General features: G+C 69.9%; 17 protein-coding genes. 11 read left to right on the forward strand and 6 right to left on the reverse strand.

The genetic code is table 11. The features are described from left to right. Positions 1-7: 7 nt before the first annotated feature. The 5 genes from ATC03_RS03320 to ATC03_RS03340 form a co-directional block, all read right to left on the reverse strand. A complete protein-coding gene (locus ATC03_RS03320; protein ID WP_067873072.1) occupies positions 8-1,153 on the reverse strand; it encodes a Gfo/Idh/MocA family protein in 1,146 nt (381 codons plus the stop codon). After that, complete coding sequence (locus ATC03_RS03325; protein WP_067873075.1) at positions 1,150-3,129, reverse strand: DUF6807 family protein; 1,980 nt, start codon at positions 3,127-3,129, stop codon at positions 1,150-1,152. The genes ATC03_RS03320 and ATC03_RS03325 overlap by 4 nt, the downstream gene beginning before the upstream one ends. A gap of 266 nt (positions 3,130-3,395) precedes the next feature. Then, positions 3,396-4,733, reverse strand: coding sequence for an ABC transporter substrate-binding protein (locus ATC03_RS03330; RefSeq protein WP_067873078.1), 1,338 nt, complete (start codon positions 4,731-4,733; stop codon positions 3,396-3,398). 95 nt (positions 4,734-4,828) lie between these two features. After that, entirely contained in the window at positions 4,829-5,599 is a 771-nt protein-coding gene (locus ATC03_RS03335) for a carbohydrate ABC transporter permease (protein WP_418118943.1), read from the reverse strand. A gap of 151 nt (positions 5,600-5,750) precedes the next feature. Next, positions 5,751-6,680, reverse strand: a complete 930-nt coding sequence (locus tag ATC03_RS03340) for a carbohydrate ABC transporter permease (protein WP_067873080.1) — start codon at positions 6,678-6,680, stop codon at positions 5,751-5,753. A 245-nt stretch (positions 6,681-6,925) separates the two neighbouring features. On the opposite strand from ATC03_RS03340, the gene ATC03_RS03345 reads away from it, so the two are divergent. Together ATC03_RS03345 and ATC03_RS03350 are read left to right on the forward strand one after the other, a co-directional pair. Continuing rightward, the gene (locus ATC03_RS03345) at positions 6,926-7,381 is read left to right on the forward strand and encodes a MarR family winged helix-turn-helix transcriptional regulator (RefSeq protein WP_227820221.1); all 456 of its coding nucleotides are present in this window, start codon (positions 6,926-6,928) and stop codon (positions 7,379-7,381) included. A gap of 95 nt (positions 7,382-7,476) precedes the next feature. After that, a complete protein-coding gene (locus ATC03_RS03350) occupies positions 7,477-8,691 on the forward strand; it encodes an MFS transporter (RefSeq protein WP_067881283.1) in 1,215 nt (404 codons plus the stop codon). Between the two features lie 27 nt (positions 8,692-8,718). On the opposite strand, the gene ATC03_RS03355 is transcribed toward ATC03_RS03350, so the two are convergent. Then, positions 8,719-9,771: a LacI family DNA-binding transcriptional regulator gene (locus ATC03_RS03355; RefSeq protein ID WP_067873086.1), complete on the reverse strand. Its 1,053-nt coding sequence runs from the start codon at positions 9,769-9,771 to the stop codon at positions 8,719-8,721. Between the two features lie 260 nt (positions 9,772-10,031). On the opposite strand from ATC03_RS03355, the gene ATC03_RS03360 reads away from it, so the two are divergent. From ATC03_RS03360 to ATC03_RS03400, 9 genes are all read left to right on the forward strand, one after another. Then, positions 10,032-11,390: an ABC transporter substrate-binding protein gene (locus tag ATC03_RS03360; RefSeq protein WP_067873089.1), complete on the forward strand. Its 1,359-nt coding sequence runs from the start codon at positions 10,032-10,034 to the stop codon at positions 11,388-11,390. Between the two features lie 133 nt (positions 11,391-11,523). Beyond that, positions 11,524-12,492, forward strand: coding sequence for a carbohydrate ABC transporter permease (locus ATC03_RS03365; RefSeq protein WP_067873092.1), 969 nt, complete (start codon positions 11,524-11,526; stop codon positions 12,490-12,492). Beyond that, complete coding sequence (locus ATC03_RS03370; RefSeq protein WP_067873095.1) at positions 12,489-13,487, forward strand: carbohydrate ABC transporter permease; 999 nt, start codon at positions 12,489-12,491, stop codon at positions 13,485-13,487. Before ATC03_RS03365 ends, ATC03_RS03370 begins: the two co-directional genes overlap by 4 nt. A 172-nt stretch (positions 13,488-13,659) precedes the next feature. After that, complete coding sequence (locus ATC03_RS03375) at positions 13,660-15,633, forward strand: ABC transporter ATP-binding protein (RefSeq protein WP_084003254.1); 1,974 nt, start codon at positions 13,660-13,662, stop codon at positions 15,631-15,633. Positions 15,634-15,680: 47 nt separating this feature from the next. Then, positions 15,681-17,156 (forward strand): sugar porter family MFS transporter, encoded by a 1,476-nt coding sequence (locus ATC03_RS03380; protein WP_067873098.1) that lies wholly within the window; start codon positions 15,681-15,683, stop codon positions 17,154-17,156. A gap of 133 nt (positions 17,157-17,289) precedes the next feature. Beyond that, complete coding sequence (locus tag ATC03_RS03385) at positions 17,290-18,657, forward strand: cystathionine beta-synthase (protein WP_067873100.1); 1,368 nt, start codon at positions 17,290-17,292, stop codon at positions 18,655-18,657. A gap of 120 nt (positions 18,658-18,777) precedes the next feature. Beyond that, positions 18,778-19,944: a cystathionine gamma-synthase gene (locus ATC03_RS03390; RefSeq protein ID WP_067873104.1), complete on the forward strand. Its 1,167-nt coding sequence runs from the start codon at positions 18,778-18,780 to the stop codon at positions 19,942-19,944. Between the two features lie 178 nt (positions 19,945-20,122). Further along, positions 20,123-21,568 (forward strand): APC family permease, encoded by a 1,446-nt coding sequence (locus ATC03_RS03395; protein ID WP_227820222.1) that lies wholly within the window; start codon positions 20,123-20,125, stop codon positions 21,566-21,568. Continuing rightward, a complete protein-coding gene (locus tag ATC03_RS03400) occupies positions 21,565-22,536 on the forward strand; it encodes a cyclase family protein (RefSeq protein ID WP_067873110.1) in 972 nt (323 codons plus the stop codon). The genes ATC03_RS03395 and ATC03_RS03400 overlap by 4 nt, the downstream gene beginning before the upstream one ends. Positions 22,537-22,582 lie beyond the last annotated feature (46 nt).

Raw genomic sequence — 22,582 nt, forward strand, 5'->3', positions numbered from 1 at the left:
GGCGCGGTCAGCCGAGCGGGGCGACGTCCAAGGCCCACGGCGCCCCGAGTTCGCGGAAGGTCCGCCCCTCGAGCACGACCCGCTCCGACCACGCCTCGAGGTCGTGGACGACACGGCGGTCGCCCGCGGCATCCGTCACCCGGTCGACGAATCGTGCATCGATCGGATGCGCGGGCTCGCCGGTGCGAACCGCCTCGAGCACGCGCATGAACGCCCCGGTCGCCGCAATGGGCACCAGCAGCGGCGCGCCGTGCTGCACGTGGTCGACGAGGTTCTCGAGCAGTCCGGTGCGGCCGTGCGACGTCGTCGCGGGCACCGCGGATCCGGGCCGGAACACCTGCACGAGGTCCTGCGTGTACCAGTGCACGAGCCTCGCCTCCGTGCCGCGGACGACGACGCACGGCTCGGACCGGGCGGAGGCCGTCAGGCTCAGGGCTCCGGCCACACGCGAGCCGTTCGCGAGCTCGACGATGAGCGACGACGTGTCGTCGGCCTCGATGTCGTTCGCGCGGTGGAGATCGAGGCGCACGTCTGCGACATCCGTCGTCGTCGTGGCGCCGGCGACCGCCAGCGAGGTCGCGACCGCGTGCGCGAGCGGATTCGTGACCGCACCGTCGACGACCGGAACGCCGTCGAGGGTCCGCCGGCCGGCCCAAGCCGCACGCCTCCAGTACTGCTCGGTGCGCGACCACGTGCCGAGCGCCCCGTAGCCGAGGGGTTCGCCGACGACGCCGGCGCCGACCAGGTCGCGAACGGCCCCGATCGCCGACGAGCCGAGGCTCTGGAAGCCGACCTGCACCGCTCTCCCGGTCGTGTCGGATGCCGCGACGAGGCGCTCGAAGTCGGCGAGCGTCGGCGTCGGCGGCTTCTCGAGCAGCACGTGGGCTCCGGCCTGCATTGCTGCGAGGGCGAGCGGCAGGTGGGTGTGCATCGGCGTGGACAGGACGACGATGTCGAGCGGCTCCCGTTCGATCATGTCGAGGGCGTCGGCATGGACGACGGCGCCCTCGATCGCGGCCTCCGGCGGCCGGTGGTCGGCGACGGCGGCGAGCACGATCCGACCGGTGCGCGCGAGGCCGAGTGCCGTCACGACGTGGCTCGCGCCGTGGCCGTGGATGCCGGCGATGCCGACCCTGAGCGGTGCGACGCTCATGCGCGCACGTCGGTGGTGGAACCGGTCGAGGGCGTGCCGGGCGCGGGCGTGCGGAACCCGTTGGGGTTCGCGAGCGCCGGCTTGAGGTCGAGGCCGGGGATGTCCGCGTTCGCCTCGACGGCGAGGCGCTCGGCGAGGCGTGCGAGCTCGGCCGGGTCGGTGATGACGCGGTCCACGATGAGCGCGTCGATGCCGAGTTCGAGTCGGCCGCCCTCGGGCACGTGCACCTCGTCGTCCCACGCGATCGCGGGTCCGACGCCGAGGTACTCCGCCACCCTCGCGAACCAGGCGAGCGGTTCCCGATCGGCCGGCTGGGAGAGCAGCACGGTGATGCGGCGCTGCGGGTCGACGACCGCGAGCCAGGGGGAGCGGGACCCGTGCGCGGCGGCCTCGCCGACGCCGTCGCGCGTCACGACCGTCGCGTCCCACTTCGGGAACCGCCAGAACAGGCCTCCGTAGCCGGCGCCGTCGCGTCCGTTGGTCGCCGGGGAGCCGAGGCGCAGCGCCCCGAAGTTCGCGGCGAGGCTCGAACGCCATCCGAGTGTCCACGCGTCGCGCTCGCCGACCCGCGTCGGGCGGCCGGTGATGCGCCGCACCTCGCTGAGCTGGGCGACCTCGCGCTCGTCGATCCACGTGAGGCGTTCGACGAAGGCGTCGCCGACGAGCTCGAGGTCGTCGCGGCGCTGCAGGCCCTGGTTCTCGAGCATGATCGAGCCGACGCCCTGCACGTAGGTGCGGCCGCCCCAGTACGACGTGCCGTTGACGTCGGGCAGGGCGACGCCGATGCCGAAGTGGTGCAGGTGGTCGGTCGGGTGCACGTCGGTGACGCGCACGCCGGCGAGGGACTCGACGGGGTGCAGGTACGGCCGCGGCGAGAGCACGGAGTCGATGGCGCGTCCCTCCTCGTACCGGGCGACGACGCGGTCGCCGACGCGCAGGATCGGGCGGCCGGGCGAGAGCCATCCGGTGGCCTCGGGCGCCGGTCCCGTGCTGCTCCTCGCCTCGAGGATGGCGCGGTACGAGAGCGGATGCGTCGCCGGCGTGCCGGACATCTCGTCGCGCAGGCGACGCCAGGCCTGCGCGCCGAGCTCGACGCGCGGCACCGACATCGTGGTGAGCGGGGGCGCCGCGAACCGGGCGAGCGGCACGTCGTCGATGCCGGCGACGGAGAGCTCGCCCGGCACGTCGACCCCGAGCTCGCGCAGGCGTGCGAGCAGGCCGAGCGCGATGAGGTCGTTGAACGCGACGACGGCGGTGACGCCCGAGGAGAGCACGTTCTCGGCTGAGCGGTAGCCGTCCTCGATCTGGGAGCCGCCGGCGACGTCCTCGACGTGCACGTCGGGGTGGTGAGCGACGAACTCGGCGAGGCCGCGGCGACGCAGGCCGTCGGCGTACGACTGGGGAGGGCCGGCGACGTAGGCGATCCGCGTGTGGCCGAGGGAGAACAGGTGGTCGCCGAGCGACGAGGCGGCGTGGGCGTAGTCGATGGAGAGCTCCGCGGCGGGGTTGCTGGCGACGGGACGGTTGACGACGACGATCGGCCCCGACCGGGCGAGCAGCGCCTCGAGGCGCTCGGCGGGCATGCGCGGCGACACGAGCACGAGGGCGTCGCAGCGGGAGCGCGCCTCCGCGGCGATCTCCTCCTCGTCGGCGACGCGCTCGGCCGTGTCGGCGACGAGCACGCGGTAGCCGTCGCGCTCGGCCTCCCGGCTGAGGCCCTTGAGCACGCCTTGGAACATGGGGTTCTCGAGGTCGGGCACCACGAGGGCGACGGTGTTGCTGCGCCCCCGCACGAGGTTGCGGGCCATCTGGCTGGGGGAGTAGTTGAGCTTGTCGACCGCGTCGATCACCCTGGCCGCGATCGAGGGGTCGACCGTGGTGTTGCGGTTCAGCACTCGCGATACCGAGGCCTGCGAGACGCCCGCGTACTCGGCCACCTGGGCGATGGTGACCTGCCGGTGGGGCGGGTTCGGCACGGGGACCTCCGTCGGATGGTTGATTCGATCCTGCACCCGGCGGTGCGGGTGGGACGTTCCCTGGTCGAGCGAGTCTCGAGCAGGGGGTGGAGGAGCGGTGAAGAGGATCACCGCTCCTCCGGTGGAGCGGATGCCGCGGCAGGCAGGTCGCGGCATCCGCTCCCTTTCGGGGACTGACGGTCCGGGAGGGCCGTCGGGCTGGGGCGGGTCGCGAGGAGTTCCGTCTCGCGACCCGCCCACATCAGGGGCGGGCGTGGCCCGCCGGATCAGATCGCGGCGTCGTCGAGGGCCCGCTGGAGCTCGGCGAGGAAGCTCGTCGCGGCCTCCTCGGGAGTCAGTTCGCCGAAGAGCACCTTCTGGGTGTGCTGGTCGATGATGGCCTCGATGGCGCCGCCGCCCGGGGGGGTCGCCGGCGGGGCGTCGCCGACCTCGGGAGCCAGGTCGTCGAGGAATCCGACGACGGTCTGGTTGACCTCGTCGAGCTTGGGCGTGATGTACTCGCGGATCGTCTCGTTCGCCGGGACGCCGCGCTCGGCGAGCAGCAGGTCGGCGGCTTCCTCGCTGTTGGCGAGGAAGTCGAGGAACGTGGCGACCTCGGCCGGGTGCTCGGTCTTGGCTGAAGCCGACCAGAACATCGACGGCTTGTAATACGCCCAGCCTTCGGGCGCGTCATCGCCGGCGGGCACGCGAAGGGCGACGAGGTCCTGGCCGCTCGCGTCGCGCAGCGCCTGCACCTGGTTCGACCACCACGGGCCGAAGGCCGAGGCGTTGGTTGCGGTGAAGGACTCCGCGAGGCCGCCGGACTCCCGCTCGATCGTCGCGGCGGGGTCGGGCGTGGCACCGGCCTCGGTCGCTTCGAGCAGGAACTGCCACCAGCTCGCGAGGGCGTCCTCGGATGCCGCGACCTCGCCGTCGGCGGAGTACAGGGACTCACCCTGCTGGCGGAGCCAGTTGTTCAGGCCGCCGTCCTCGAAGCCCCACGACTGGGTTCCGACCGTGGCGCCGCCCGAAGCCTCGGCGACCTCCTCGGCGGTGGCGATGAAGTCGTCCCACGTCCAGGTCTTGTCGTCGGGCAGGTCGATTCCGTACTGGTCGAGCAGGTCCTTGTTGGCCATGATCGTGTACGAGTTGATGCCGACGGGCACGCCGTACTGGGTGCCGTCGAGCGCTCCGGTGCCGAGGACGGCGGCGGGGAAGTCCTCGGTGGAGAGGATCGACGAGAGCCCGCCGAGGTCGCTCAGCACGCCGTTCGCCGCGTAGGTCGAGAGCTGCTTCTCGTCCATCTGGATGATGTCGGGGATGTCGCCGGCTGCCACCGAGGTGGAGAGCTTGTCCCAGTACCCGGCCCAGTCGGTGTACTGCGGTTCGATGGTGATGTTGGGGTGCTCGGCCTCGAAGGCCGCGATGAGCTCCTGCGTGATCGCGTGGCGGGTGTCGTTGCCCCACCACGTGAAGGAGAGGGTGACGGGCTCGTCGCTGAGCGTCAGTTCCGGGGCCGCGGCTTCGCCGCCGCCGGCATCGTTGCCGGCGCACGCCGTGAGGAGCAGCGTCGCGGCCCCGATGGCCGCGACGAACCCGGCACGGCGTCGTGTGATGCCTCGCATGGTCGGTTCCTTCCTGGTGCTGTCTTGGGTTGCTCGGGAGGTGAGCGTGGTGCGGGTGGTTCCGTTGGTGATGGTGGTGCGACCGGAGGGGCCGGTCACTTGATCCCCGTCGTCGCGATGCCCTTGATGAGGAACCGCTGGCCGAAGAGGAAGATCAGGAAGATCGGGATGAGCGAGACGACGCTCATCGCGAACAGTTCGCCGAAGTCGGTCGAGCTCTGCGCGTCTTGGAACGCGTTGAGGGCGAGCGGGACCGTGTACAGGCTCGGCTTGGTGAGGAAGATGAGCTGGCTGAAGAAGTCGTTCCAGGTCCAGATGAAGGTGAAGATCGTCGTGGTCGCGAGGGCCGGGACCATGAGCGGCAGGATGATCTGGAGGAAGATCCGTGGATGCCCTGCGCCGTCGATGCGCGCGGCCTCGTCGAGCTCGCGGGGGATGCCGCGGATGAACTGCACCATGAGGAAGATGAAGAACGCGTCGGTGGCGAGCAGCTTCGGCACGATGAGGGGGAGGAAGGTGTTCACCCAGCCGAGCTGGGAGAAGAGCACGTACTGCGGAACGATGATGACGTGGATCGGCAGCATGATGCTCAGCAGCATGATCGCGAACCAGAACTTCTTGCCCGAGAACTCGAGCCGGGCGAACGCGTAGGCCGCCAGCGAGCACGAGACGAGGTTGCCGACGATCGAGCCGATCACGACGAGCCCCGAGTTCAGCAGGTACACGTTGAACGGATACGTCAGCGCGTTCCAGCCGTCGACGTAGTTCGAGATCTCGAAGCTGTCGAAGACGAGGCCGGCCTCGCGGAAGATCAGGTCGGTCGGTCGGAAGGAGCTGACGACCATCCAGATGACGGGGTAGAGCATCAGCACGGCCGCAGCGATGAGGAACACGTGTCGCAGGATGCTCGTGACCGGCTTGCGGAACGGGTTGCGACGGCGGCGCTGTTCGCGCACCTGCTCGGGTGGGAGCCCCGTGACGACGGACTCGGTCAGTGGCGCGTGCTCGGTCGAGGGGTCAGTCCTGGTCATCGTAGAACACCCAATACTTCGAGGCCCAGAAATTGAGCGCGGTGAATGCGGCGACGATCACGAGAAGCAGCCAGGCCATGGCCGAGGCATACCCCATGTTGAGATTCGCGAAGCCCTGCTGGTAGAGGTACAGCGTGTAGAACAGCGTCGAGTCGACCGGTCCGCCGGTGCCGCCCGAGACCACGAATGCCTGGGTGAACGACTGGAACGCCCCGATGAGCTGCAGGATCAGGTTGAAGAAGATGATCGGCGTGAGCATCGGCAGCGTGATGTGCCGGAACTGCTGCCGGCGGTTCGCGCCGTCGACGGCTGCGGCTTCGTAGTACATGACGGGGATCTGCCGCAGCCCGGCGAGGAAGATCACCATCGGCGCACCGAAGGTCCAGACGTTGAGGATCATGAGGGTGCCGAGCGCGGTCTCGGGATTGGAGATCCAGCCCTGACCTTCGATGCCGAACCACCCGAGCACGACGTTGACGAGTCCGTCGACGCCGAAGAGCTGGCGCCACAGGATCGCGATCGCGACGCTCGCACCGAGCAGCGACGGCAGGTAGAAAGCCGATCGGTACAGCGAGAGGCCGCGCAGGCCCCGGTCGAGCACGATCGCCAGCAGCAACGCCAGGCCGAGCTGCAGCGGCACCGAGATGAACACGTACTGGAAGGTGACGGCGAGCGCCTTGTGCAGCCGTTCGTCCTCGAACATGCGGATGTAGTTCTGGATGCCGTTGAAGCGAGGCGGGCTCAGCAGGTTGTATCTCGTGAACGAGAGCGCGAGCGACGCGACCATCGGCCCGACGGTGATGAGCGCGAGTCCGATGAACCACGGCAGCAGGAACAGGAATGCCGCCTTGTTCTGCTTGCGCTGCTTCGAGGCCGGTTGGCCCTTGACGCGGCGGAGTTCGCCGAGCGCGCTCATCGCTCGGCCTCGGCCTCGGGATCGTCGCCGCCGGCGGGCGCTTCGATTCGGGTGGGGGAAACCACGGTGTCTCCAGTCATCAACATCGACCACTTCTCAGAAAGCGCTATCTCACGCCTGTTCTGAAGTTCTACACGACGAATCCGGGGGTTCGCAAGCGCTTTCCCGATATTCGTCCCCCGCGGTCGAGATTCCATGAGAAAGCGCTTTACGAGATAGTTAGCTTGGCTATGTATACTGGGCGGGTGACTACAGAACTGCGCACCGTGCTCGGAGACCTCATCTCCGTGAACAACCGACTCACCCGACTCGCGGCCTCCGTCAGCGGCAACGCCGAATCGCCCGCGATCTGGCGCACCATCGTCGTGCTGCGCGACCTCGGGCCCATGCGACTCGGCGAGCTCGCGCGCGTCAGCCGCGTGAGCCAGCCCACCATGACCAAGCTCGTGCGCACCCTCGACGAGCGCGGGTGGATCCGGCGCATCGCCGACACCGACGACGCCCGCGCCTGGCTCATCTCGGCCGACCCGAGCGGCCTCGCAGCCCTCGCCGCGTGGCGCGACGAGATCACCGCCGCGCTCGAGCCCACCTTCTCAGACCTGAGCGACGACGAGATCGCCACCCTCGCGGCCTCCGTCGAGATCGTGCGCAGCCGACTCGAGCGGGCGCGCGAGGCGCTCCGCCAGGGGGAGTCCGCGTGAGCGCGCAGACCGGCAGCATCGCCGCGGCGCCCGCCGACCCCGCCCTCCGCGGCGGCGGCTCGGCCCACGGCGGCGGCCACGCGGCATCCGCCTCGATCCTGAAGCAGCCGAAGGCCGTCTGGGCGGTCGCCTTCGCGAGCGTCATCGCGTTCATGGGCATCGGACTCGTCGACCCGATCCTGCCCGCGATCGCCGCGAGCCTGCAGGCGACGCCCACCGAGACCGAGATGCTCTTCACGAGCTACCTGCTCGTCACGGGCTTCGCCATGCTCGGCACGAGCTGGATCTCGAGCCGCATCGGCGCGAAGAAGACCCTGCTCATCGGGCTCGCGATCATCGTCGTGTTCGCCGCGGCCGCCGGGCTCTCGCAGAACGTCGAGGAGATCATCGGTTTCCGCGCGGGTTGGGGCCTCGGCAACGCGCTCTTCATCTCGACCGCGCTCGCGACCATCGTCGGCGCGGCCTCGGGCGGCACGGGCTCGGCGATCATCCTCTACGAGGCGGCCCTCGGCCTCGGCATCGCGATCGGCCCCCTGCTCGGCGGGCTGCTCGGGCACCTCAGCTGGCGCGGCCCGTTCTTCGGCACGGCGGCGCTCATGGCGATCGGGTTCATCGCGATCCTCGTGTTGCTCAAGCGCGATCCCGCCGCGGCGAAGCCCGAGCCGACGAGGCTGTCGGCCCCGATCCGGGCCCTGCGGCAACCGGCCCTCGCGGTGCTCGCCGGCGCGGCGCTGTTCTACAACATCGGCTTCTTCGTGCTGCTCGCGTACTCGCCGTTCCCGCTCGGCTTCGACGCGCTCGGCCTGGGCTTCACGTTCTTCGGGTGGGGCGTCGCGCTCGCGGTCACCTCGGTCTTCGTCGCGCCACTGCTGACCGCGCGGATGCCGCGTACCCGCGTGCTGCAGATCGCGCTGCCCCTGCTGGCGGTCGTGCTCGCCGCGGCCGGCCTCTCGATCTCGTCGCCCGCATGGCTCGTGGTCTGGATCGTCGTCGGCGGACTCGTGCTCGGCGTGCTGAACACCGTGCTCACCGAATGCGTCATGGAGGCCACCGACCTGCAGCGCTCGGTCGCGTCGAGCGCCTACTCGGCCGTGCGGTTCCTCGGTGGTGCGGTCGCCCCGCCGGCCGCGGCCGAGCTCGCGCGCCTCATCTCGCCCGAGGCGCCGTACTACGCGGCGGCGGGGTCGGTGCTCGTCGCGACGCTCATCGTCGTGCTCGGCCGGCGCGCCCTGCGCCGGGTCGACGGCGCGCCGGTGCCCACGCCCGCGCTCGTCGAGGCCGAGGCGATCGCCGTGGGCGACGCCGCCTGATCCGCGAACGAGCTCGACCCTCGGCGCTCAGCCGGCGGCCGGGCGCGACGTGCTGCCGCGCACCACGAGTCGCGTCGGCATGGGCGCGCCCGAGTCGGGCAGCGGGTCGGCCTGGGCGTCGCCGCCGAGCATGCGCAGCGCGACCTCGACCGCGAGCCGCCCCTGATCGCTCGGCGACTGCGCGATCGTCGTGAGGTCGAACAGGCCGGCGTGCTCGTGCCCGTCGACGCCGATCACCGAGAGGTCGCGCGGTACCGACAGCCCGAGCCGTTCGGCCGCTCGGATCAGCCCGAAGGCCATCTCGTCGGATGCCGCGAAGACCGCGGTGGGCCGGTGCGCCGGGTGGCCGAGCAGCTGCAGCCCGGCCTCGAACCCGCCGGGCATGCTCATGGCCGCCTCGACGACGATCGCACCCGGCGCCCCGGCCGGATCATCCTCCGAGCGCAGGGGGAGGCCCGCGGCATCCGTCGCCTCGAGGAACCCGGCCGCCCGCAGCCCGGGAACGCTGCGGGGGGCGCTCATCGCGCCGATGCCCGCGAGGTGCGCGATGCGCGTGTGCCCGAGGTGCAGCAGGTGCGAGGCGGCGAGCACGCCGACGTCGTGGTCGTCGATCGAGAGGCGCGCCGTCACCTCGCCGCTGCCGCCGATGCAGACGACCGGCTTCTCGCGGCGTTCGAGACCGCCGATCTCGCCCGCGCTGAGGTCGACGCCGATCACGATCACCGCGTCGACGCGCTTGCGGGCGAGGAAGAAGTCGAACACGCGCGAACGATCCGGCCCCGCGATCGGGAGGTTGTAGAGCGTGAGGTCGTACCCGGCGGAGAGCAGGGTCCGCTCGATGCCGTCGAGCACGGTGCCGAAGAACCAGCGGTTCACGAACGGGATCACCACGCCGATGTTCTTCGTGCGCCCCGTGACGAGGCTCGCGGCGTCGGGCGAGGCGATGTAGCCGATCTCGGATGCCGCCTGCACGACCCGCTTGCGGGTCTGCTCCGCCACGTGGCCGCGACCCGACAGTGCGCGTGAGGCGGTGGCCTTCGAGACGCCCGCGAGTCGCGCGACATCGCTGATGGCGGGCATCTCGCCTCCCTCCCTCGGGCAGCATCCGCTCATGATGCTAGTGGTCGGCGGTCGTTTGTTGGAACCGGTTCCGGCCGGTGGCCTTCAGGGGGCCTGCGGCGAGAGAGCGTTCTCATCTCATCTGGGCCGGGAGGGCATCATGTGGCCGGATCGTGATGGCGCACGGGTTGTGCCGTCTCGCACGTGTCCCATAGCGTTGCCGATGGAACCGGTTCCGGATCCGCCCCTGCACCACATTCGCTACTCGACGAGGAGAAGACATGAGACTCAGAGGGCATCGCCGGCTGACGGCAGCGCTCGTGGCGGCCGCAGCACTCGGCCTCACACTCACGGCCTGCACCGGCGACATCGCAGATGAAGACAACGCAGACGTGGACTGCGCCCCCTACGACACGTACGGCACCTTCGAGGGCAAGGAGGTCACGGTCGCGGGCACCATCCTCGACCTCGAGGCCGATCGCCTCAACGAGTCGTGGGCCGACTTCGAGCAGTGCACGGGCATCTCCGTGGAGTACCAGGGCTCGAGCGAGTTCGAGGCGCAGATCGCGGTGCTCGCCGAGGGCGGCAACGCTCCCGACGTCGGCATCGTGCCGCAGCCCGGCCTGCTCGCCCGTCTCGCCACCGGAGGCTGGCTGATCCCCGCCTCGCAGGCCGTCGAAGACAACGTCGACGAGTTCTGGTCCGAGGACTGGAAGAAGTACGGCACCTTCGACGACACGTTCTACGCGGCACCGCTCATGGCGAGCATCAAGGGCTACGTCTGGTACTCGCCGGCCGAGTTCGAAGAGAAGGGGTACGAGATCCCGAAGACCCTCGACGAGCTCACGACCCTGTCCGAGACCATCGCGGCCGAGGGCGACCACAAGCCCTGGTGCGTCGGCCTCGAGTCCGGTGAGGCCACGGGCTGGCCGGGCACCGACTGGGTCGAGGACTTCGTGCTCCGCCAGTCCGGTCCCGACGTCTACGACCAGTGGGTCACGCACGGCATCCCGTTCAACGACCCGCAGATCGCCGAGGCGTTCGACGCGGTGGGCGGCTACCTCAAGAACGAGGACATGGTCAACGGCGGCATCGGCGACGTGTCCACGCAGGTCACCGAGGCGTTCCAGACCGCCGGTCTGCCGATCCTCGACGGCGAGTGCTCGCTGCACCACCAGGCCTCGTTCTACGAGACCTTCTGGAACCCCGACGGCGGCGATGACGTGAAGGTCGCGTCCGACGGCGACGTGTTCGGCTTCCTGCTCCCGCCCGTCAACGCCGACGACCCGCTGTCGGTCACCGGCGGTGGCGAGTTCCCGGTCGCGTTCCGCGACGCCGAAGAGGTCGAGGCGTTCCGCGCCTACCTCTCCAGCGACCTGTGGGCCAACAACCGCGTGAGCCTCGGCGGCGTCATCAGCGCCAACAAGGGCGTCGACCCCGAGAACGCGTCGAGCGAGCTGCTCACCCAGTCGATCGAGATCCTCCAGGATCCCGAGACGACGTTCCGGTTCGACGGGTCCGACCTGATGCCCGGTGCCGTCGGCGCCGACTCCTTCTGGAAGGGCATCGTGGCCTGGGTCGGCGGCGAGGACACCAAGCAGGTGCTCGACACCATCGAGTCCACCTGGCCGACCAGCTGATCGGCGCCGTGTCGCGTCCGGGCTGAGCCGGGGCGCGCACGGCGACGTCGAGGGGTGGGGTTCCAAGAACCCCACCCCTCGGCGAACCGGCTTCATCCAACGGCTGAATTCAACGAGGAATTTGGGAGGCACGATGACCACGGCCGATCTGCTCGGCAAGATCCTGCAGGTGGTGATGGGGCTCGCCGTGTTCGCGGCGATCGTGGGCCTCCTCATCTTCTTCATCGACAAGGCGCCCAAGAAGGGGCGCGACTACTGGCAGCTCGTCGGGTTCCTCGCACCTGCGGTGATCCTCGTGGCCGTCGGCCTCGTCTACCCGGCGATCCGCACGAGCATCCTGGCGTTCCAGACCTCGTCGGGCGCCTGGACGTTCGACAACTTCGTCTGGGCGTTCACGCAGCCCGCCGCCATCCGCACGCTCATCAACACCGTCATCTGGGTGCTGCTCGTGCCGACCTTCGCGACGGCCGTCGGGCTCGCCTACGCGGTCTTCATCGACCGGTCGCGCGGCGAGAAGTTCTACAAGGCGATCCTGTTCATGCCGATCGCGATCTCGTTCGTCGGCGCGAGCGTCATCTGGAAGTTCGTCTACGAGTACCGCTCCGGCGACCGCGAGCAGATCGGCCTGCTGAACGCCATCGTCGTCGCGTTCGGCGGCGAACCCGTGCAGTGGCTGCAGACCGACCCGATCAACACCATCCTGCTCATCGTCGTCATGATCTGGGTGCAGACCGGCTTCGCGATGGTCGTGCTGAGCGCGGCCATCAAGGGCATCGCGACCGAGCAGCTCGAAGCGGCGCAGCTCGACGGCACCAACGGATGGCAGCGCTTCACGAACGTGATCGTGCCCGGCATCCGAGGGTCGCTCGTCGTCGTGCTCACGACGATCTCGATCGCCACGCTCAAGGTGTTCGACATCGTGCGCACGATGACCGCCGGAAACTTCAACACCAGCATCGTGGCCAACGAGATGTACACCCAGGCGTTCCGCGCGAGCGAGATCGGGCGAGGGTCGGCCCTCGCGCTCATCCTGTTCGTCATGGTCCTGCCGATCGTCATCTACAACGTCAACGTGCTCCGCAAGCAGAGGGAGATCCGATGAGCATCGCCCCGCCCGACCTGCCCGTCGGCAAGAACCGAGGCGCCCTCGACGCCACCGCCGACGCCGAGGCCTCCGGTTACGTCGAACCGAAGACCATCAGGGTCAAGAAGCGCCTCACCTCGCGCACCGCCACGGTCGCGTCGCTCATCATCGCGCTGCTCTGGACGATCCCGACCTTCGGCCTGTTCATCTCGTCGTTCCGGCCGGCCGAACTGATCCGCACGACCGGGTGGTGGACCATCTTCACCAACCCCGGCTTCACGCTGGAGAACTACCAGGACGTCCTGCTGTCGACCTCGTCGTCGTCACCGCAGCTCGGCTCGTACATCGTCAACTCGATCGCGATCGCGCTGCTGGCCACGATCATCCCGCTCGTGTTCGCGTCGATGGCCGCGTACGCCTTCGCGTGGATGCGGTTCAAGGGCGTCGGCGTGCTCTTCGTCATCATCTTCGCGCTGCAGATCATCCCGCTGCAGATGGCCCTGGTGCCGCTGCTGCAGATCTTCTCGACCGTACTGCGGCCGATGCAGGCGTGGTTGCACGACATCGTGCCGATCATCCCCGAGCAGAACTACCTGCCCCTCTGGATCGCGCACACCATCTTCGGCCTGCCGCTCGCGATCTTCCTGCTGCACAACTTCATCTCGGAGATCCCGGCCGACGTGATCGAGGCGGCACGCGTCGACGGCGCAACGCACGGCCAGATCTTCTTCCGCATCGTGCTGCCGTTGTCGGTGCCCGCGATCGCCTCCTTCGCGATCTTCCAGTTCATCTGGGTCTGGAACGACCTGCTCGTCGCGTTGATCTTCTCTGGCGGCACACAAGACGTGGCGCCACTGACCCAACGATTGGCGGAGCTCACCGGAACCAGGGGACAGGACTGGCAGTTGCTCACCGCGGCCGCCTTCATCTCGATCATCATTCCGCTGATCGTGTTCTTCAGCCTGCAGCGCTACTTCGTGCGAGGGCTGCTCGCGGGCTCGACCAAGGGGTAGTCGGGCTTCGGAACCAGCAGGCAGTCGGATGCCGCGGGCGGCCGCCCGCGGCATCCGCTCGCCCTGGGAGGCTCGCCGTGGCCGCTCGTGCCGACCGACGCCCGGAGCGAACAGGCCCGTCGGCTCGACCGCGACGGGCGGTCGGGTCCGAGGCCGGACGTAGGGTTGGCCCATGAGCATGCACGGCGGTGGCGGGGGCGCGCCCGGAGGGCAATCGGGTCGGTTCGGCAAGCCGCGCACGCGCATCTCGGGTGCCGACGAGTCGGCGCAGCGCGCCGAGAACGACGCGGCGCCGAAGATCCCGAACCTGCTGGGGCGCATCGGCGAGCTGTTCCGGCCGCATCGCGCCCAGCTGACGGTCGTCGTCGTGCTCGTGCTCGTGGGCGCCGGTCTCAGCGTGATCCCGCCCCTGCTCACCGAGCGCGCGTTCGACGAGGGCCTGTTCCCGCCCGACCCGGCGAACGACGGCACCACCACCGGGCCGAACCTCCAGGTGCTCGCCTGGATCGTGGCCGCGATGATCGGCATCTACGTCGTGTCGTCGCTGCTCGCCGTGTGGCAGACGTGGATGACGGCGACGATCGGCAACAACGTCATGGGCGCGCTCCGCGTGCGCATGTTCACCCACCTGCAGTCGATGGAGCTGAGCTTCTTCACGCGCACGAAGACGGGCGTCATCCAGTCGCGGCTGCAGAACGACGTCGGCGGGGTCGCCTCGGTGCTGACGAACACCGTCTCGAGCGTGCTGGGCAACACGGTCACCGTGATCTCGGCGTTCGTCGCGATGCTGATCCTCAACTGGCAGCTGACGGTCGTCGCGCTCGTGCTGATGCCGTTCATGGTGTTCGCGCAGCGGCGGGTCGGGCGCGTCAGGGCGCGCATCGCGGGCGAGACGCAGGAGTCGCTCTCCGAGATGACGGCGATCACGCAGGAGACCCTGAGCGTCTCGGGCATCCTGCTCTCGAAGTCGTTCACGCGACAGCAGAACGAGATCGACCGCTACGCCGACGAGAACCGCAACCAGGTCGGCCTGCAGGTGCGCCAGCAGATGACGGGGCAGTGGTTCTTCGCCATGGTCGGCATCTTCATGTCCTCGATCCCCGCGATCGTGTACCTCGCGTCGGGCCTGCTCATCGCGAACGGGGCGACGGATGTCACGGCCGGCACGATCGTGGCGTTCACCACCGTGCAGGCGCGGCTGCTGTTCCCCCTGATGGCGCTCATGCGGGTCTCGCTCGACCTGCAGACCTCGACGGCGCTGTTCGCGCGGATCTTCGAATACCTCGACCTGCGCCCGACCATCGTCGATGCGCCGAACGCCCGCGACGTCGCGGGTCTCGAGACGCGTCCTCCTGCGTCGGGCGCTCCTCGACCGGCGAGAGCCCTCGGTCGCGTCGAGTTCGAGAACGTCACCTTCCGGTACCCCGATGCGACGGATGAAACGGCGCCGACGCTCGACGGCGTGAGCTTCGTGATCGAGCCCGGCCAGTTCGCCGCGTTCGTGGGGCCCTCCGGCGCGGGCAAGACGACCGTGTCGTACCTCGTGCCGCGGCTCTACGAGGCCACCGGAGGCACGGTGCGGTTCGCGGGCGACGACGTGCGCGACCTCCGGCAGGAGTCGCTCGTGCGCAACATCGGCATCGTGAGCCAGGAGACCTACCTGTTCCACGCCTCGATCGCCGAGAACCTGCGGTACGCGAAGCCCGACGCGACCGATGCCGAGCTCGAGGCCGCGGCCCGAGCGGCGAACATCCACGAGACCATCGCGTCCTTCCCAGACGGCTACGCGACCACCGTGGGCGAGCGCGGCTACCGACTCTCGGGCGGCGAGAAGCAGCGCATCGCGATCGCGCGCGTGCTGCTCAAGGACCCGCCCGTGCTCGTGCTCGACGAGGCGACCAGCGCGCTCGACACGATCTCCGAGCGCGTCGTGCAGCAGGCCCTCGACGACGCTGCGAAGGGGCGCACCACGATCGCGATCGCGCACCGCCTGTCGACCGTCATCTCGGCCGACGTGATCTTCGTGGTCGTCGCAGGGCGCATCGTCGAGCGCGGCACGCACGCCGAGCTGGTGGCGGCCGACGGCGTCTACGCGACACTCTCCCGGCAGCAGGAGCACCTGCCCACGAGCCCCGGTTGGCGATAGGCTCGCACCACGGCCGGGGGAACGCCGATGAGGGCGAGGGGGATCCGATGAGTGATGTCAAAGGTGACGCGCAGCAACTGCCGAAGAGCGTGAATCGCAAGGTCATCGGGCTCGCCGCAGCCGGTGCCGTCGGCGGTTTCCTCTTCGGATTCGACTCGTCGGTGGTGAACGGCGCGGTCGATGCGATCCAAGACGAGTTCTCGCTCTCGGCGGCGGTGACCGGGTTCGCGGTCGCGAGCGCCCTGCTCGGCTGCGCGATCGGTGCCGAACTCGCCGGCCGTCTGGCCGACCGGTTCGGCCGGATCCCGGTGATGATCATCGGCGCCGTGCTGTTCCTCGTCTCGTCGATCGGTGCGGGCTTCGCGTTCGGCGTCGTCGACCTCATCGTCTGGCGCGTGCTCGGCGGCATGGGCATCGGCATCGCCTCGGTGGTGGCGCCGGCCTACATCGCCGAGATCTCGCCGAGTGCGATCCGCGGCCGGCTGGCGTCATTGCAGCAGCTCGCGATCGTCTTCGGCATCTTCGCCGCACTGCTCTCCGATTCGCTGTTCGCGGCGGCCGCGGGCGGCGCCGACCAGCCGTTCTGGTTCGGGCTCGAGGCATGGCGGTGGATGTTCCTCGCGTGCGCGGTGCCGTCGATCGTCTACGGCGTGATCGCCCTGCTGCTGCCCGAGTCGCCGCGCTACCTGGTCAAGGTGGGCCGCGACAAGCAGGCCGCAGAGGTGCTGGAGCGCATCGGCAGCCCCGACCCCGAGAAGGCCGTCGCCGACATCACCGGGTCGCTGCACCGCGACGAGGTCGCCGAGTCGCAGGGCACGCTCCGAGGCCCCGTGCTCGGCCTCAAGGGCATCGTCTGGATCGGCATCCTGCTGTCGGTGTTCCAGCAGTTCGTCGGCATCAACGTGATCTTCTACTACTCGACGACGCTCTGGAAGGCCGTCGGCTTCGACGAGTCCGACTCGTTCACGATCAGCGTGTTCACGTCGGTCACGAACATCGTGGTGACCTTCATCGCGATCGCCCTCGTCGACAAGGTCGGTCGTCGCCCACTGCTGCTCATCGGCTCGACCGGCATGGCGGTCACGCTCGCGACGATGGCGATCGCCTTCGCCAACTCGGTGACCGTCGACGGCGAGGTGAGCCTGCCGGGAGCCTGGGGCCCGGTCGCGCTCGTCGCCGCGAACCTGTTCGTGGTCGCGTTCGGTTTCTCGTGGGGTCCGCTCGTGTGGGTGCTGCTCGGCGAGATCTTCCCCAACAGCATCCGTGGTCGCGCGCTCGGCCTCGCGGCCGCGGCGCAGTGGATCGCGAACTTCCTCATCACGGTGTCGTTCCCGTCGATGTCCGAGTTCTCGCTGTTCTGGACCTACGCGATGTACGCGGCGTTCGCGGTGCTCTCGTTCGTCTTCGTGCTCTGGAAGGTGCCGGAGACCAAGGGCATGGCGCTCGAGGACTCCGAGGCGGTCTTCGCCGCCGGCACCGCGCGCGACAAACGGCGGCGCGCAAGCCAGGCCGCCGCAGGGTAGGGTGTCTCTCGTGCTGCTCACGTGTCGTTGTTGTCGTCGCTCAGACCGACCATGACCTTTCGCGCCCCTGCGCCCGCTCAGCGGGTCTCGCACGGCGCACCACGATGACGACACCCAGGGGAGAACCCTCACCATGAAGTACGCAGAATCCATCGTCGACCTCGTCGGCAACACGCCGCTCGTGAAGCTCAACCGCGTGGTCGCCGGTGCGACCGAGGCGACCGTGCTCGTGAAGCTCGAGTACCTGAACCCGGGCGGTTCGGTGAAGGACCGCATCGCCTCGCGCATGATCGACGCAGCCGAGCGCGACGGGCTGCTGCAGCCCGGCGGCACGATCGTCGAGCCGACCTCGGGCAACACGGGCGTCGGGCTCGCGCTGGTCGCGCAGCAGCGCGGCTACCGGTGCATCTTCGTCGTGCCCGACAAGTTCGGTGAGGAGAAGCGCAACGTCCTCACGGCCTACGGCGCCCAGGTGGTCGTGACGCCCACGTCGGTCGATCCCGACGGCCCCGAGTCGTACTACAGCGTCTCCGACCGCATCGTTCGCGAGACGCCCGGCGCCTACAAGCCGAACCAGTTCGCCAACCCGAACGGTCCTCGCGCGCACTTCGAGACCACGGGTCCCGAGATCTGGAACGACACCGACGGCCGCATCACGCACTTCGTGGCCGGCATCGGCACGGGCGGCACGATCACCGGCACCGGTCACTACCTGCGCGAGGTCTCGGGCGACCGGGTTCGCGTGATCGGCGCCGACCCCGAGGGCTCGGTGTACTCGGGCGGCACCGGCCGGCCGTACTTCGTCGAGGGGGTCGGCGAGGACATGTGGCCCGACACGTTCGACCCCGCGGTGCCGCACGAGGTGCTCGCCGTCTCCGACCGCGACGCGTTCGCGATGACGCGGCGGCTCGCCAACGAGGAGGGGCTGCTCGTCGGCGGCTCGAGCGGCATGGCGGTCGCGGCCGCCCTGCGCGCCGCGAAGGACGCCTCGCCCGACGACGTGTTCGTGGTGCTGTTGCCCGACGGCGGCCGCGGCTACCTCGGCAAGATCTTCAACGACAAGTGGATGCGCGCCTACGGCTTCTCGAACGCACCGGAGGGGCACACGATCGCCGACGTGCTCGCCACGAAGGCCGACCGCACGGCGCCCCTCGTCTACGTGCACCCGAGCGACAGCGTGCGCGAGGCGATCGACCTGATGGCCTCGACCGGCGTCTCGCAGGTGCTCGTGCTCTCGGCCGAGCCGCCCGTCGCACTCGGCGAGGTGAAGGGCACCATCACCGAAGACGTGCTACTCGACCAGGTCTTCACGGGCCGGGTCAAGCTCACCGACGAGGTCGCCGGCGTGATCGGCGAGCAGTTGCCGCTCATCGGCGTCAACGAGCCGGTCTCCGCAGCGCGCACGGCCTTCGCCGACGCCTCCGCGATGCTCGTCACCGACGGCGGCAAGGCGCTCGGCGTCATCACGCGCACCGACCTGCTCACCTACCTCTCGGCGTAGCCGCCGGCATCCGCTCGCTCGATTCGACGGATGCCGCGAGCCCGCGCCTCGCAGACCTCGCGACGCACAGCTCGCGAACCCACCTCAGAGACCCGAACAGAACCAGAAACGGATGTCACGATGAACATCTCCGACCGCGCCGGCTTCGACACGCTCGCGATCCACGCCGGCCAGGCGTTCGACCCCACGACGGGCGCGGTGATCCCGCCCGTCTACCTCACCTCGACCTACGTGCAGGACGGCATCGGCAACCTGCGCGAGGGCTACGAGTACTCGCGCGGCGGCAACCCGACCCGCACGGCGCTCGAGACCCAGCTCGCGGCACTCGAGCGCGGCATCCGCGGGCTCTCGTTCGCGTCGGGGCTCGCCGCCGAAGACGCGCTGCTGCGCACGGTGCTCGCGCCCGGCGACCACGTCGTCGTCGGCAACGACGTGTACGGCGGCACGCACCGGCTGATCCGCAAGGTGCACGGCGGGTGGGGCGTGCGGCACAGCACGGTCGACCTGGGCGACCTCGACGCGGTGCGCGCGGCGATCGAGCCCGGCGTCACGAAGGTGCTCTGGATCGAGACGCCGTCGAACCCGCTCATGAAGATCACCGACATCGTGGCGCTCGCCGAGATCGGTCGCGAGTCGGGCGCCCTCGTCGTCGTCGACAACACGTTCGCGACGCCGGCGCTGCAGCAGCCGATCGCGCTCGGCGCCGACGTCGTCGTGCACTCGACGACGAAGTACCTCGGCGGCCACTCCGACGTCGTCGGCGGCGCGCTCGTGTTCGCGCCGGGGCAGGAGGAGCTCGCCGAGCAGGTGACGTTCACGCAGTTCGCCGCCGGCGCGGTGTCGGGCCCGTTCGATGCGTTCCTCACGACCCGCGGCATCAAGACCCTCGGCATCCGGATGCAGCGGCACAGCGCCACGGCGCAGCTCATCGCCGAGCGGCTCGCGTCGCACTCCGGCATCGCCCGCGTCTACTACCCGGGGCTCGAGTCGCACCCCGGGCACGAGCTCGCGGCCCGGCAGATGTCGGGCTTCGGCGGCATGCTCTCGATCGAGCTCGCGGGCGGCGGCGAGGCCGCGCGCCGGTTCGCCGAGTCGACCACGCTGTTCCAGCTGGCCGAGTCGCTCGGCGGCGTCGAGTCGCTCGTGAACCACCCGTGGGCCATGACGCACGCGTCGGTGCGGGGCACCGAGGCCGAGGTCGCCGAGTCGATCGTGCGCCTCTCGGTCGGCATCGAGGACGCGAACGACCTGCTCGCCGACATCGACGAGGCGCTCGCGCGGCTGTAGGCGGGTCGTTCCTGCGTCGTTCGGTCGCTCGTGGTCGCAATACACACGTGCGATCGCCCACAGCTGACCGAACGATGATGGCCGGCATGCGACATCCGCTCGGTCGGTGGCAGGAATTCGTTGAAGCGCGTCAGCCCTGCCATCGTCATGCGTCGAGCGGATGCCGCAGACTGAGCGGGTGAGCACGAAACCCATCGCCGCGGCATCAGTCATCACCGCGGGCGACGCCTCCCAGATCGGCGAGCACCACGGCAGCCTGGGGCTCGTGCAGGGCACGGCCCTGTACATCGCGAGCGTGCTCGGCACCGGCATCCTCGTGCTGCCCGGGCTCGCCGCCGCGGCCGCCGGGCCGGCCTCGGTCGTCGCGGTCGCCGTCGTGCTCGTGCTCTCGATCCCGCTCGCCGGCACGTTCGCCGCCCTCGCCTCGCGGTACCCGGACGCCGGGGGCGTCGCGAGCTACGTGCGCCGGGCGCTCGGCGACACCGCGGCGCGCATGGCGGGGTACTGGTTCTACTTCGGGGTCTGCATCGGCGCGCCCGTGCTCGCGGTGCTCGGCGGCGAGTACGTCGTCGCGGTGCTCGGCATCGACCGCTCGGCCGTGCCGATCATCGGGTTCGCGGTCTTCATCCCGCCGTTCGTCGTCAACTGGTTCGGCGTGCGCGTGGCCGGGTGGGTGCAGTTCGTGCTCACCGGGCTCCTCGTGGCGGTCGTCGTCGGCGTCGTCGCCGTGACGTTCCCGGCGGCCGAGGCGTCGAACTTCACGCCGTTCCTCCCGAACGGCTGGGGCGGGGTGGGCGTCGCCATCAGCCTGTTCGTGTGGGCGTTCGCCGGCTGGGAGGTCGGCACGCACATCGCCGGGGAGTTCAAGAACCCGCGCAAGATCATCCCGCTCGCGACCGGCATCGCCGTCGTCGTGGTCGGCGCCGGATACCTCGCACTGCAGTTCGTCACCGTCGCGGTGCTCGGCGATCGTGCCGGCGACGGACAGGTGCCGCTGCTCGACCTCGTCGAGGCCACCGCGCCCGGCATCGGCCCGGTGCTCGTCGCCATCGTCGCGGCCATCGTCACCCTCGGCGTCATGAACGCGTACCTGCCCGCGTTCGGCAAGCTCGGCGCCGCCCTCGGCCGTGACGGCGACCTGCCGAGGTTCTTCGCGAAGGGCGCCGCCGACGGGCAGGTGCCGCGCCGGTCGCTCGCCCTCACGGGCGTCATCATCCTCATCTACTTCGGCCTGATGCTGCTCAACGACCTCGACCTGACCGGGTTCATCCTGATCCACACGAGCAACATGGTCGCGATCTACGCCGCCGGCATGCTCGCCGCGACGCTGCTGCTGAAGCGCTGGTCGTTCGGCTGGTGGCTCGCCGTCGTGGCGACGGTCATGACGGCAGGCCTGCTCGTCCTCGCCTGGCAGAACCTGTTCGTGCCATTGCTGCTCGCGGTCGCCGCGGTCGTCGTGACGATCGTGCGGCGCCTGCGCGGCCGGCGGACGGACGTCGGCCCCGCAGCATCCGGAACCCACGCGGCATCCGCGACCCACGCGGCATCCGGGACCACCGTCGACCCCGAGGCATCCGTCGTCGCCGCGACCGCCGCCGACACCACCGAGGAGCACCCCGCATGACCGAGTACCGCGCCCGTTTCGACGCCGACATCGCGTTCGTGAACGGGGGAGGGCTGCGCGCCGACGCGTTCCGTCTCGACCTGCCCGCCGCCGACCCGACCGAGGCCGAGATCGCCGAACTGCTCGTGCGCCACCTCGGGCTGACGCTCGTCGGCAGCGTGCAGCTCTCGAACCTCGAGATCGTCGAGGAGGCCCACCGCGGATCTCGAGGAGTGTCGCGAACTCAGGATGCGCCGGACGACTCGCCGTCGTCGCGCCCTGATGGCGCGGCGCGCCACGAACGGCTCCTGAATCCGCCACGCGCCCTCGTGGATCTCAGCCACCCGATCCGAGCCGGGCTCGTGACCTACCCGGGCATCCCGGCGCCCGTCATCACGCCGCACCTCACGCGCGAGGCATCCCGGGCGGCCTACGCACCCGGCACCGAGTTCGAGATCGACGTCATCGCCATGGCGGGCAACACGGGCACCTACCTCGACAGCCCGTTCCACCGCTACGCCGACGGGGGAGACCTCGCGAGCCTCGACCTGGAGACCCTCGTCGGGTTGCCCGCCGAGGTGTTCCGGCTGACGGATGCGACGAGCCGCGGCATCCCGGCCGAGGTGTTCTTCGACCGCGAGCTCGCGGGCACGGCGGTGCTGCTGCACACCGGATTCGACCGGCGTTTCGGCACGCCCGAGTACGCCCACGGCTCGCCCTACCTGACCGAGGCGGGTGCGCGGCACCTCGTCGCGGCCGGGGTCGCGCTCGTCGGCATCGATGCGTTGAACATCGACGACACCGAGTCGGGCGGCGAGCGCCCGGCGCACTCGCTGCTGCTCGAGGCCGGCATCCACGTGGTCGAGCACCTCACGGGGCTCGAGCGGGTGCCCGTGCGGGGCGCGCGGTTCACGGCCGTGCCGCCGCGCGTCGAGGCGTTCGGCACCTTCCCCGTGCGGGCGTTCGCCGAGGTGCCGTCGGTCGAGTAGCGACGCAGGAGCGTATCGAGACCAGCGTGCCGTCCGACGGGTGGTC

Origin of the sequence: Agromyces aureus (genome assembly GCF_001660485.1) — a bacterium.
Lineage (GTDB): Bacteria > Actinomycetota > Actinomycetes > Actinomycetales > Microbacteriaceae > Agromyces > Agromyces aureus.